At 63.7% G+C, this 12,957-nt stretch carries 12 protein-coding genes; 8 read left to right on the forward strand and 4 right to left on the reverse strand.

Going from position 1 to position 12,957, the window contains the following annotated elements:
* Positions 1-72 precede the first annotated feature (72 nt).
* From solA to ON44_RS45550, 4 genes are read right to left on the reverse strand one after another with little or no spacing between them, the layout of a single operon-like run.
* Positions 73-1,269 carry an N-methyl-L-tryptophan oxidase gene (gene solA, locus ON44_RS45535; protein WP_040701672.1) on the reverse strand — a complete coding sequence of 399 codons (1,197 nt, stop codon included), beginning with the start codon at positions 1,267-1,269 and terminating at the stop codon, positions 73-75.
* A 4-nt stretch (positions 1,270-1,273) separates the two neighbouring features.
* The gene (locus ON44_RS45540; RefSeq protein WP_040701673.1) at positions 1,274-2,041 is read right to left on the reverse strand and encodes an amino acid ABC transporter ATP-binding protein; all 768 of its coding nucleotides are present in this window, start codon (positions 2,039-2,041) and stop codon (positions 1,274-1,276) included.
* Positions 2,038-2,907: an amino acid ABC transporter permease gene (locus ON44_RS45545; protein WP_245567581.1), complete on the reverse strand. Its 870-nt coding sequence runs from the start codon at positions 2,905-2,907 to the stop codon at positions 2,038-2,040. The genes ON44_RS45540 and ON44_RS45545 overlap by 4 nt, the downstream gene beginning before the upstream one ends.
* A 54-nt stretch (positions 2,908-2,961) precedes the next feature.
* Entirely contained in the window at positions 2,962-3,879 is a 918-nt protein-coding gene (locus ON44_RS45550; RefSeq protein ID WP_040701675.1) for an ABC transporter substrate-binding protein, read from the reverse strand.
* Positions 3,880-4,261: 382 nt separating this feature from the next.
* Between ON44_RS45550 and ON44_RS45555 the strand changes: the two genes are divergently transcribed.
* From ON44_RS45555 to ON44_RS54370, 8 genes are all read left to right on the forward strand, one after another.
* Complete coding sequence (locus ON44_RS45555) at positions 4,262-4,942, forward strand: haloacid dehalogenase type II (RefSeq protein ID WP_040701676.1); 681 nt, start codon at positions 4,262-4,264, stop codon at positions 4,940-4,942.
* Positions 4,943-4,968: 26 nt separating this feature from the next.
* Complete coding sequence (locus ON44_RS45560) at positions 4,969-6,246, forward strand: NAD(P)/FAD-dependent oxidoreductase (RefSeq protein ID WP_040701677.1); 1,278 nt, start codon at positions 4,969-4,971, stop codon at positions 6,244-6,246.
* A gap of 85 nt (positions 6,247-6,331) precedes the next feature.
* On the forward strand, positions 6,332-7,801 hold the full coding sequence (locus ON44_RS45565; protein WP_245567582.1) for an aldehyde dehydrogenase family protein: 1,470 nt from the start codon (positions 6,332-6,334) through the stop codon (positions 7,799-7,801).
* Positions 7,798-8,892, forward strand: coding sequence for a tartrate dehydrogenase (locus ON44_RS45570; RefSeq protein WP_040701679.1), 1,095 nt, complete (start codon positions 7,798-7,800; stop codon positions 8,890-8,892). Before ON44_RS45565 ends, ON44_RS45570 begins: the two co-directional genes overlap by 4 nt.
* Positions 8,889-9,872: a D-2-hydroxyacid dehydrogenase gene (locus tag ON44_RS45575; RefSeq protein WP_040701680.1), complete on the forward strand. Its 984-nt coding sequence runs from the start codon at positions 8,889-8,891 to the stop codon at positions 9,870-9,872. The genes ON44_RS45570 and ON44_RS45575 overlap by 4 nt, the downstream gene beginning before the upstream one ends.
* Positions 9,873-9,998: 126 nt before the next feature.
* The gene (aspA, locus tag ON44_RS45580) at positions 9,999-11,450 is read left to right on the forward strand and encodes an aspartate ammonia-lyase (RefSeq protein WP_051183423.1); all 1,452 of its coding nucleotides are present in this window, start codon (positions 9,999-10,001) and stop codon (positions 11,448-11,450) included.
* 347 nt (positions 11,451-11,797) lie between these two features.
* Complete coding sequence (locus tag ON44_RS45585; RefSeq protein ID WP_245567583.1) at positions 11,798-12,154, forward strand: hypothetical protein; 357 nt, start codon at positions 11,798-11,800, stop codon at positions 12,152-12,154.
* 281 nt (positions 12,155-12,435) lie between these two features.
* Complete coding sequence (locus tag ON44_RS54370; RefSeq protein WP_218007788.1) at positions 12,436-12,936, forward strand: aldo/keto reductase; 501 nt, start codon at positions 12,436-12,438, stop codon at positions 12,934-12,936.
* Positions 12,937-12,957: the final 21 nt, after the last annotated feature.

Here is a 12,957-nt window from a genome sequence, read left to right on the forward strand (position 1 = left end):
GGCTGGTTTGATGCGGGCGCGGCACGCAGCCGCGTCCTGTCTCGCAGGATTACATCGGGACTAGGTCGAGCCTTATGACCCCACGCGCCGGCTTCCACCGGACACCTCGGCGGTGGGGTCCTGGCAGTCGCGCGCTGTGGATGATCGGTACCGCTGAGGCCGCAGGAAATCCAGTCCGTGGAAGGACCGCGTGCCCAGGGCCTCGTGCGCGGCGATCTCGCCGAAGCCGGAGGCCATTTTGAAGCCGGCGCCGGAAAATCCGGTGGCGCAGTAGATTCTGCTGTTCTCCCGCGGGCGGCCAAGCAGGGGGTTCTTGTCTGCGGTGAAGAGATCCGGGAAGGCATCGGAGCGGACGATGTTCGGAAAAAGTCCTGGCAGGAACTCGGTGACCGTCTCGGTGGTCTCCGCGATTTCCTCCGCCGTGAGATCTCTGGGCACCGCGTCGGCGCGGGGGGTGGGTGCTCCGCGACCGTCCAGGGTTGCCTTGACGGTCACTCCGTCGATGCTGGGGGCCCCGTACATGGAACGATCTCCAGAGATGCGGATGAAGATAGGGAATCTGTCCGGCGAGAATTCGGAGGGGTCCCGGGCCACGAACCAGGACAGGAAGATCCGCCGTGTTTCGGTGACTGCGTTCAGGTAGTCGGGCATTAGGCGGCGGGACCAGCCGCCCGAGGAGACGATGACGCGCTCGAACTTCCAGGCATTGTTGCCGGCGGTGACGACCACGCCGTCGTCGGTTTCGCGGATGTCGTCGATCGGAGTGTGGTCCAGGACCGTTGCCCCGTTCGCCTGCGCGGCCGCCACCGCCGCGGTGACCGCGCGGTCGGTCCGCAGGGCGCCGGCATGGGGATCGAACACCGCGAGGTCGTCCGGGCGGAGGTGATGTTGTGGGTACCGCTCGGTCATCGCGCCGCGGCTGAGTATTTCGTGGTCCGCCCCGTTCGCCCGGGTGGTTTCGAGTAGGTGCGGAAGATAGGGGCCGTCCACGGTCCCGATGGACAATCCGCCGCACCGCGTCAAAATGTGTTGACCCGAGTCGGCCTCCAGCTCGGCCCAGAGGCGGCGGGAGCGTTCGAGGATGGGGTAATAGTCAGTTGCTCCTCGATACAGCATGCGGAACAGGCGGGTGTCCCCGCCGACGGCGCTGCGGGCATGGCCTGGCGTTTGTGCCTCGAACCCGACCACCGAGTGGGACGAGCGGGAAGCCTGCCACAATGCCATGCTTCCGATGCTGCCTAGGCCGATGACGGCAAGCTGTCCATCCATGTGTTCAGAGCACCTTCTCCAGGAAGGCCTGGGTCCGTCGTTCCTTCGGGTTGGCGAGGACCTCGCGGGCGTCTCCGCGTTCGACGATGCATCCCTCGTCCATGAACAGCAGGGTGTCTGCCACCTCCCGTGCGAAGCCCATCTCATGGGTGACCACGACCATGGTCATGCCCTTTTGTGCCAGGTCCTTCATGACGGCGAGGACTTCACCTACCTTTTCGGGATCCAGGGCGCTGGTCGGCTCGTCGAACAGCATGATCTGCGGATCCATGGCCAACGCCCGCGCGATGGCCACACGCTGCTGCTGTCCTCCGGACAGCTGCGCGGGATAGTGCCCACCGAAGCCACTGAGCCCAACGCTGGCCAGCAGTTGCTGCGCTTGCTCGGCTGCCTGTTGCTTGTCGCCGCGCTTGACCAGTATGGGGCCGGCCATGACATTTTCCTGGGCGGTCATGTTGGGGAACAGGTTGAACTGCTGGAAAACGATGCCGACCTTGGTGCGCTGCTCGGCCAGGCGTTTGCGGCTCAGAGCGTGGAAAGCGGTGTCTGTTTCGTAGTAGCCGAAGTGTTCTCCGTTGACCTTCAACACTCCGAGATCGATGGTCTCGAGGCCGTTGACGCAGCGCAACAATGTGGATTTTCCGGAGCCGCTGGGGCCGATGATGCAACAGATCTCACCGCTGGCGATATCGACATCGATGTTTTTCAGAACTGTCTTGGAGCCGAAGGATTTACGGATTCCTCGACCGTGGATAGTACCGTCGCAGATCATCGGGCAATACCTTCCGGGTCTGTCAGCACAACCTGCTTCGCTTTCCAGGGAAGCCGGGAAGCCGAACGGGAGTACTTCTTCTCGAGCTGGGATTGCGGGTAGCTCAGGATCAGAGTCATCACGAGGTACCACAGGCTGGCAACGATCAAGAGTGGGATGGTCTCGTAGGTGCGGGCGTAGATCAGTTGCGCGCTCTGGAGCAGCTCGGCGACGCCCAGCACGCTGACGAGGGAGGTCTCCTTGAACATTCCGATGACCTGATTTCCGGTTGCCGGAATGATCGAGGGCATCGCCTGGGGAATGATGACCTTGCGCATCTTCATCGCGCCGCTCATGCCCAGTGAGTCGGCAGCCTCGATCTGGCCCGTGGGGACCGCAGAGAATCCGCCGCGGATGATCTCCGCCATGTACGCCGCTTGATTGAGCGTCAGGCCGATGACCGCAGCCGTGATGGGGGTGATCAGGGCATTGACGTCGATGCCCATGCCACCGATCGACAGGTTCGGGTACAGCGCGGCGATGTTGAACCAGAAGATCAGCTGGACCAGCACCGGGGTGCCACGGAAGAAGGTGATGTACACCCCTGCCGTTGCGGCAATTGGTTTGATGCTCGAGGACCGCATGATCGCCAGAAAAAGCCCCAGCAGCGTACCGAGGACCATGCTGATGACCGTCAGATAGATCGTCAGGACCAGCCCGCGCAGGATCGATTCATTGGTGAAGTATTTGGTGACCACATCCCACTGGAAGTTGGGGTTGGTCGAGACGGAAACGGCTAGGCCCAGGGCGAGCAGGATGCATATCACCCAAGCCGCGTACTCGAACGCACTTTTGCGCCTCAGCCTCGGCTTGAGGGCGGGATCCATTTTGTCCATCGTCGGGTTACTTCCGCGGGTAGTCGATTGCCCCATGGTGTCTCCCTAGTTGAGCTTGGCGTCGGAAACGGCCCCAGCGGTGAGACCCCAGTTGGCGAGCGACTTCTGGTATTCGGGGCTGTTGAGGACCGACTGAACGGCCGCCTGCAGCGCGGGAGTCAGCGGTGATCCCTTCTTGAGGGCGATGGTGACGGTGTGATCCGAGCGCGTGTCGACCTGCGGGGTAAGGACAGCGATCACTTTGGGCTGCTGCTTCTGTGCCCATGCCAGGGCGGAGGTGTCGTAGAAGACGCCGTCGACCCGCTTGGAGGCCAGCTGGGTCAGCGCTTCCTGGACATTGGGAAGGGTGATGCCGTTGATCGCCGGCTTGCCCTGCGACACGCACGTCCATTCGGAGATGTTGGGCAGGTGCTTGAGCTGCGCGTTCGAGCCCTTCGTCACGGCAATGTTCTTGCCGCACAGATTGTCGTTGCTCAGGCCCAGCGGGTTTCCGGCCGCCACTGCCACGGAGACCCCGCTGTTGAAATAGTCGATCATGTCCAGGACCTCGAGCCGTTCGGGTGTGGGTGACATGGAGGTGGCGGTGAAGTCGTATCGCCCCCCATCGATGCCAGGAATGATGGTGTCGAAACTGGTGTTGACGAACTTCAGCCTGAGCCCGAGCTTCTTGGCAACCAGGCGGGCCACGTCCGGGTTGAGTCCGATCGGAGTGGTGCTGTCATCGGCAAGGAAAGTGGTCGGCGGGTAGTGCAGGTCCATCGCCACCTCCAGTTCGCCCTTGTCCTTGTAGGAGGCGGGCAGCAGGGCGACAGCGGCCGGGTCCGGCTGTACGCCCTCGGAGATATCGCCCGTATTCGACGTCGAGCCCGCGGCCCCATCGCTATCGGAGGTGCCACACGCGCTCAGGGTCACAAGGAGGGCGAAGCCGACAGCTGCGGCCTGGATTCTTGTTCTTGTCTTCATGGTTTTCCTTCGAGGATCTCAGCGAAAAGAGATTCGCTGAACGGATCGCGGGTTCTCAGACTCCCGGCCAGGTATCCCGTCGCCGCAGGTGGCGGGGTGTGCGTGCAGGGCATCTGCACGTCCGGATAGGGCTCATACAACCACTTCCACACCAGATTGTCGACAGTTAACAGCTATCTCCTTCACAGTTCGTGCCGGAGGTGTGCTGCGTCACACTACGCCGATAGCAAACTGTTGACAATTGACAATTCTGCGGTTTAGGGTCGAATCAGCAGGCAACGGAGTCCTGAGTGAGGGTGGCGACGACCGCCCGCAACTCCGCATCCTCCCCGGAACGGCAGTGCTTCCCGAACTGTCGCCGCCCTCACCTTCAATGAAACGGATGATCATGGCAGACACGACTTTCCGGCCGAAGTACGTCTCTTTCGATTGCTACGGCACGCTGATCAACTTCGACATCGATCCCACCACCCGTCGGCTGCTCGGGGACCGTCTTCATGAGGACGAGTGGCCCGCGTTCAAGAAGGTGTTCCGCGGGTATCGGTACGACGAGGTCTGCGGCGACTACAAGCCCTACGAGCAGATCCTTCAGGATTCCTTTGACCGGGTGTGCAAGCGGTGGGGCATTGGGCCGACCGAAGGCGCCGGCGCACAGTTCGCTGAGGCTGTACGTGGCTGGGTTGCCCACGAGGACGTGCCGGCTCCGCTGAAGACGATGGGCGATAACTACAAGCTGGTGATCCTGTCCAACGCAGACGACAGCTTCCTGGACATCAGCGTTCCGAAGCTCGGTGCCGACTTCCACGCCGTCCATACCGCCGAGCAGGCCCAGGCCTACAAGCCGCGCTACCAGGCATTCGAGTACATGCTCGACACCCTGAACGCCAAGCCGGAGGACTTCCTGCACGTCTCCTCGCACACGCGGTACGACATGATGCCGATGCACGATATGGGCTTCCGGAACCTGGTGCTGCTGGACCGTGGCTATGACCCCATCACCGCGGGCTACGACTACACCACCGTCGATTCTCTCGACGAGCTCAACAAACTCCTCGGCCTCTGAACCACGGGTAAGGCGAAAGGTCAATCGTGAAACTCATCCCTTACTGGCTGGACACCTCCGAACCCTCCGGCGACTACCGCCGGACGCCGGTGCCCGACGAGGTCGACGTCGCCATCATCGGCGCCGGATTCACCGGTCTCTCGGCGGCGGTCGAGTTCGCCCAGCACGGCGCGAGCGTTGTTGTCCTCGACCGCCATACGGTGGGTTGGGGTGCCTCCGGCCGCAACGGAGGGATGGCGACCACGGGATTGGCGATCGGCTTCAACACCGCGGTGAAACGGTACGGGGGCACCCGGGCCGTGAAAATGTTCCGGGAATACAACGATGCCATCGACACCATCGAGAAATTGGTGCACAACTATGGCATCGACTGCGACTTCCAGCGGTTCGGGAAACTGTCGCTGGCCTTTCATCCCTCCCACTACGAGGGAATGCTGAAGTCGCAGGAGCAACTGGCCGCCTTGGCCGACTACGAGGTTCTCACCATCCCGAAGTCCGAAATTCACAGTGAGATCGGCTCCGATTTCTATCACGGAGCGATGCTCGATCCGCTCGGTGCCGGGATGCACGTCGGAAAGTTCGCGCACGGCCTGGCCGGGGCAGCCGTTGCCGCCGGAGCTGTCATTTGTGAAAACGCTGCGGTCACAGAACTGCACAAGGTCTCGGGGACCGTGCACGATGTGCACACCACCCGCGGCATCGTCCGGGCGAAACAGGTGCTGGTAGCCACCAGTGGCTACACGGGCGCTGTGACGCCGTGGCTGCAGCGACGTGTGATTCCGGTGGGCAGCTTCATCATCGTCACCGAACCGCTGCCGGGCGAGGTGGTCGACCGAATTCTGCCGAACCGCCGCCAGGCCTCCGACAGCAAGATGCTGACCTACTACTTCCGCATCACTCCGGACAACCGGCTGCTGTTCGGCGGCCGCGCCCGCTTCGCGCTCTCGAGCCCGGATTCCGATATCAAGAGCGGCAGGATTCTGCGCAAGGCCATGATCGAGCTGTTTCCGTATCTGTCGAACACCAAGGTGGACTACACATGGGGTGGACTGGTCGATCTGTCCATGGACCAGATGGTCCACGCCGGCGTGCACGACGGAGTGTTCTACTCCCTCTGCTACAGCGGCCACGGTGTCCAGATGGCCGCCCACATGGGCAAGAAGATGGTCCACTACATGAGTGGCGACAAGACCGCGAACGTCTGGGAAGACTTGAAGAATCCCCCCGTCCCCGGACATTTCGGGCCCCCGTGGTTCCTGCCGATCATCGGTGGCGCCGCGAAGATCATCGACCGCATCAAATAGGCAGGGAGGCAATCTCATGCTCTCATCCACAACTGTCGTTGACGCGCTCCCGGAACCAGATGTTCGTCGGTCAGGAATTGCCACTATGCCCGGAGGGGCCTTCCTCGAGGGCCGATGGCAGGCCGCCGAAATGACCTTGGACGTGCGCGATCCCGAGGACGGGGTTTTGCTCGGCCGGGTGTGCAGCTCGACGGCCCAGGACGTGCGGCGCGCGATCGCGCACATCCACCGCCACCTGCAGACCGATCCGTGGCCGCTGCGCCCTCGCCGGCAGGCGCTCGAGAAGGCAGCCCGGCTGCTCGACGAACGGTCCGCGCGATTCGCCACCATCATTGCCGCCGAAAGCAGCAAGACCATCACCGAGGCCGAGCGTGAGGTTGTCCGCTGCATCGAGACGCTGCGACTCTCGGCCGCCGCCGCCAGCGAACTGTCCGGATCGACCCTGGACTTCGACGACAGCACCGCGGCCGCGAACAAGATCGGCTGGTACAGCCGGAAACCGGTGGGCATCGTCGCGGCGATCACACCGTTCAACGATCCCCTGAACCTGGTCGCGCACAAGCTGGGCCCCGCCCTCATCGCCGGCAACGGCGTGGTCCTCAAGCCCTCCGAGCAGACCCCCACGAGCGGGCTGGCCCTGGTTCAGTTACTGCTCGAAGCGGGAGTGCCGTCGGGACGGATCGCGGCGATCGTCGGCGGTCCCGGTGTGGCCGAAGCGCTCGTGACCGACGATCAGATCGACCTGATCACCTTCACCGGCGGACCCCGGACAGCCGAACGGATCGCCGCCGCCGCCGGTGCCAAGAAGGTCCTCTCCGAACTCGGCGGCAACAATGCCACGATCGTCTGCGCCGACGCCGATGCGGTCTCCGCCGCCGACGCGATCGTCACCGGGGCGTTCGGGGTCGCCGGGCAGAACTGCCTGTCGGTGCAACGGGTGTACGTGCACACCTCGCTCTTCGAGCGGGTTGTCGCGGAGGTCACCCGGGGCACGCGGGCACTGCGGATGGGGCCGAAGTTCGACCGCGGCACCGATGTTGGTCCGCTGATTTCCGAGGCCGAGGCCAGGCGCGTCGAGGAATGGGTGGACGAGGCCATTGCGGCGGGGGCGTCGCTCCACGCGGGAGGACAGCGGCGGGGCGCCTTCTACGAACCCACCGTCCTGACCGATGTTCCGGCGGCGTGCCGGGTGATCCGTGACGAAGTATTCGGCCCGGTCGTGACGATCATGCCTTTCGTCGAGGTCTCCGACGCCGTCCACGCGGCCAACGATTCCGAGTACGGACTGCAAGCGGGCATCTTCACCCAGTCGATGGATCTTGCTTTGACCATTGCCGAGCACCTGCACGTCGGTGCCGTGGTCATCAACGAAACCAGCGATGTCCGCATCGATTCGATGCCGTTCGGCGGCTTCAAGAAGTCCGGAGTCGGCCGCGAAGGAGTGCGGTACGCGGTCCACGCGATGACCGAACCCAAGAGCACCATCGTCAACCTCGGTGAATCGGAGGCACGCCTGCAGCTGCTTGGCGGGCGGCCAGAGCGGACAGCCTCATGAGCACGCACAAGATCGCGGTCATCGCCGGCGACGGCATCGGGCAGGAAGTGGTCCCGGCGGCGATCGCCTGCCTCGAGCGTATCGCGAAAATTCATGCTCTCGATCTGAAGTTCACGTATTTCGACTGGGGCTCGGAATACTACGTGCAACACGGGCGAATGATGCCCGCCGACGGCCTCGAGCAGCTCGCCGACCACCATGCGATCTTCCTGGGAGCGGTGGGTGCACCCGAGGTGTCCGATACCGAATCACTGTGGGGCCTGTTGATTCCCATCCGCCGGGAATTCCAGCAATACATCAACCTCCGGCCCGTGAAAACCCTCGACGGTGTCACCTCTCCGCTGGCGGTGAAGCACTCCATCGATCTGCTCATCGTGCGAGAAAACAACGAAGGGGAATATTCGGAGGTCGGCGGCCGGATGTACCGCGGTCTGCCGCACGAGAGCGCGGTGCAGGAAACCATCTTCACCCGACTCGGGGTTACCCGGGTCGCGCACTACGCCGCCGTTCTGGCTGCCTCTCGCCGAGGGCACCTGACGTCGGCCACCAAGAGCAACGGCATCATCCATACGATGCCGTTCTGGGATGAAGTCGTGGCGGAGACCGCGGGGCTCTACCCCGAGGTGAGCCTGACCAGCGAACTCGTTGACGCCCTGGCAGCACATCTGGTCCTGCGACCCTGGACCTACGATGTCATCGTCGCCTCCAACCTGTTCGGGGACATCCTTTCCGATCTCGGAAGCTCCGTCACCGGCTCCATCGGCTTGGCACCGAGCGCCAATCTCAACCCGGAAGGCGACTTCCCGTCACTGTTCGAACCGGTGCACGGGTCGGCTCCAGACATTGCCGGACGGGGTCTGGCCAACCCGGTGGGGCAGATCTGGTCGGGAGCGATGATGCTCGGGCACCTCGGCCACCCCGAGGCCGCCGACCACCTGCAGGCCGCCTTCGAGTCGGCTCTGCGCGAGGGCTTCGGTACCCGCGATGTCGGTGGAACCTCGTCGACGTCCGAGTTCACGTCCGCGGTCCTGTCCGCCATCGATGCCATCGCCGCGAATCCGGCGGCCGCCACCACACAAACGGTGCTATGACGACCGCTGCCGAACGCACCCGGCCCGTCGTCGCTGTCCTCTACCGGGAGGCCCTGCCGCCCCGGTTGGCGGAGATCGCGGAGATCTCCGAGGTTCGGTTGACCAAAGCCGACGGTCTCGCCGAAGCCCTCGACGGCGCGGACGTGTTGTACCAGTGGCATTCGTTCTCGCCGACACTGCGCGAGAACTGGGATGCCGCCACATCCCTGCAGTGGGTCCATGTCTCCGCGGCGGGGGTGAGTCAACTTCTGTTCGACGAACTGGTCGCCAGCGACATCGTCTATACCAACTCCCGAGGCGTGCTGAGCCGGGCCATCGCGGAGTTCGCGCTCGGGTTCGTGCTGGATATGGCCAAGGATGCGCAGACCTCGTTCCGGCTGCAGCAGCAAAACCGCTGGCAACACCGGGTTACCCGCAAGATCCAGGGGCAGTCCGCGCTGGTGGTCGGCACCGGGTCCATCGGCCGCGAAATCGCCCGCCTCTTTCGTGCCGTGGGTATCGAGGTCAGCGGCGCCGCCCGCTCCCGCCGGCCCGGTGATGCCGATTTCGACCAGATCCACTCCTCCGCAGACTTGGCCACGATTGCCGGTGAGTACGACTACATCGTGCTGGCGGCGCCATTGACCGCCGACACGAGGGGAGTGGTCGGCGCCGACGTGCTCGCGGCCATGACACCGACCGCACGGCTGATCAATGTCGGGCGCGGAGAACTCGTGGACACCGGTGCCCTGACCGACGCATTGGCGTCCGGTTCGATTGCCGGCGCCGCCCTCGATGTCGTGTATCCCGAGCCGCTGCCCGACGGACACGCTCTGTGGGGCATGGACAATGTCATCATCACCCCGCACATGAGCGGGGACACCGAAGACTATCTGGACGATCTCGGCCAACTCTTCGTCGACAATCTATGCCGGTTCTGCAATAGCGAACCACTGGAAAATGTCGTGGACAAGGCGCTCGGATTCGTCCCCGCTACTTGAATTCGGTGCATTCGGCGGCCCGCACAATACGGCGCCACACCGGCGGTTGCCCGTTACATCGCGTGATCACCCACCCGCAGCATCCCTCCAATTCACCCGAGACCACCATCGCGAGAACCGAGAGCAATGGCACAGATGACCGCACCGTCCCCATTGGAAGCCGATGGACGCAGGATCGAAACAGACTTCATGGGTGCTCGGGAAATCCCGGCTGCCGCCTACTGGGGTATCCAGACGCTCCGTGCCAGAGAGAACTTCGCCATCACCGGTACGGAGATCTCCTCGTATCCACTGCTCGTCGAGGCACTTGCGCAGATCAAGCATGCAGCGGTATTGGCAAACTTCGATCTGGGCTTTATCGACGATGTGAAGAAGGACGCCATCGGTAAGGCCTGCGAGGACATCGAACAGGGCCGCTTGCTGGACCAATTCGTGGTCGATGTCATCCAGGGTGGCGCCGGCACCTCGACGAATATGAACGCCAACGAGGTCATCGCCAACCGCGCACTGGAGATCCTCGGGTTCGACAAGGGCGAGTACTCCAGGATTCACCCCAACGGCGACGTGAACATGGGCCAGTCCACCAACGACGTCTATCCCACCGCGATTCGGATCGCGACCATCCAGGGCACCCGAAAGTTGTCAGCCGCCATGGCCCATCTTCGCCTGGCCTTGGCGCGCAAGGCCGTCGAGTTCGACGATGTGGTGAAGGTCGGCAGAACTCAACTGCAGGACGCGGTGCCGATGACCCTCGGTCAGGAGTTCAGCACTTATGCGGTGATGGTCGATGAGGATGAACGTCGAATCCGCGAAGCGCTGGTCCACCTGCATGAGATCAATCTGGGGGCAACCGCCATCGGTACCGGCCTCAACACCCATCCCGACTACGCCGCCCGTGCATGCACGCACCTGCAACGCATCACCGGCCTGCCGCTGGTGACGGCCGGCAACCTGGTGGAAGCCACCCAGGACTGCGGAGCCTTCGTGCTGTTCTCGGGGATGCTCAAACGAGTCGCGGTGAAACTGTCGAAGATCTGCAATGACCTGCGGCTGCTGTCCTCCGGCCCCCGGGCCGGCCTCGCCGAGATCAACCTCCCGCCACGACAGGCGGGATCGAGCATCATGCCCGGAAAGGTCAACCCGGTCATACCGGAAGTGGTCAACCAGGTGGCCTTCGAGGTCATCGGCAACGACCTCACCGTCACCATGGCGGCAGAGGCCGGGCAGTTGCAGCTGAACGCCTTCGAACCGATCATTGCGCGTTCACTGTTCGCCAGCCTGTCCTCTCTCACCGCCGCATGCACCAGCCTGGCCGACCACTGCATCGACGGGATCACCGCCAATAAGGACTTCCTACGCTTCCAGGTCGAGGCGAGCATCGGAGTCGTGACCGTCCTCAACCCGCTGATCGGCTACGACGCGGCAACCTCCATCGCCCGGCAGGCCCTGACCGAGGGGCGCAGCGTCACCGAACTCGTGCTGGAGCGCAGACTGCTCACCGCCGCTGACCTCGGCGACATCCTGCGTCCCGAACACCTGGCCAACCCACAAGCCCGCACCACCCAACGGCTGCCCTAGTGCCGTGCGGTGCCGGATGCGGACTCTGCCCTCGGACCGATGATCGCTGGCAGCGGATCGGTTGCGTACTCGGCACCATGATTCCCGACGCAGAACCGAAGGAGAGAATTCACCAGACTCCGATCGCCCACCGGACCCGTTCAGGCTGACCATTGTTCGTGAACGCACCCCGTCCTGGCGGGCGGGCGCCGACCCCTCTCGCCCTCCGGCCGTTTCCGTACCTCAGACCGGCCGCACAGCCAGCTGCCTGCCGAACAGAGAAACCAATGTCCATACGCAACAAGGGGGCACACCTGGGGGAAAGCCCGGATCACTCCGGCACCGCTGTACCGAGCGGATTCGATCCGGTGGAGTCAGATATCCGGCGCTACCGTCGACGGCGCGAACGACGACGAGATGCCGAACGATATCGCCTGAAACAGCTCAGCAAACACCCAAAAGAAGTAGAAGATTTCCTCGCTTTCGCCCGCCTTTGGGCACCGTTCGGCGGTCTGCCGGAGGAGGAGACCTTCATCAAATTCGGGATGCGCCCGCGGCGGTTCATCGAACGACTCTGGCAAATACTCGCCGAAATCCCCTGTGAAAAACAGGAAGTGGACGATATCCGGCAGGCCTACCCGCCGCCTGCGGCGGTGGTAACGGGTCCTGACTCCGGCGCTCCCATGACCGCGGATGGTCGAATGACGCCGGGTGGGGCGCCGTGATTCCCGCCGCCATCCAACGACGAAAATGCATACCTGTCCTGCAGTTTTACACTGGGACGAAATCCTCGATTCGCTATCCTCTGGGCAGCGATCGGCGGCCCCAGCGTGCCCATTGACGCGCAGCATATTCGCTTGCGGCATCTCCCTCGGAATCCCTTACTCGGTATCTCCGGTGGACATGTACCCGTCGATGATCTGCTTGTAGCGGCCGTCGGTGTAGCCCTCGAAGGGCGCGACCACTGCCGCGTTCTACGCCAGCAGCGACGGCACCGTCAGCGCAAATGCCCCGATCCGCGAGACCTTCACCCCTACCCGACCGACATGGTCGTCGCCACCAAGGTCGGCCCGGCGCAGACCCCAGAGGGCGGACTGCAGCAGACCACGGCCTCAGCAACGTCGACACCGACCAGCTCGCGGAGGCCCGGGCAATCGCGCCCGTCGCGGCCGTGCAGAGCCATTTCCACGCTGGGAAACGCGACGACACCGAGCTCCTGAGGGCTTGTGAGGAAGCCTGTATTGCCTTTGTGCCGTTCTTCCCGCTCGGTGGCGGCACGATCGACCTCACCGGTAACCGCATGGCCATGGCCGCCCAACGGCACGGCGCCACCGTCGCGCAGATCGCCCTGGCCTGGCTCCTCGCCTCCTCCCCCGTCACCCTCGCCATCCCCGGCACCGGGTCTCCCCCCATCTGGCCGAGAACATTGCCGGGGCGATCACCCTCACCCCGGAAGATCTCTCCAACCTCGCATGACACAAGAGTGAGCCCACACAGTCACCGGTGACCGATCCGGTGGCGGCCTCGA

Origin of the sequence: Nocardia vinacea NBRC 16497 (assembly GCF_000308835.1) — a bacterium.
GTDB classification, from domain to species: domain Bacteria; phylum Actinomycetota; class Actinomycetes; order Mycobacteriales; family Mycobacteriaceae; genus Nocardia; species Nocardia vinacea.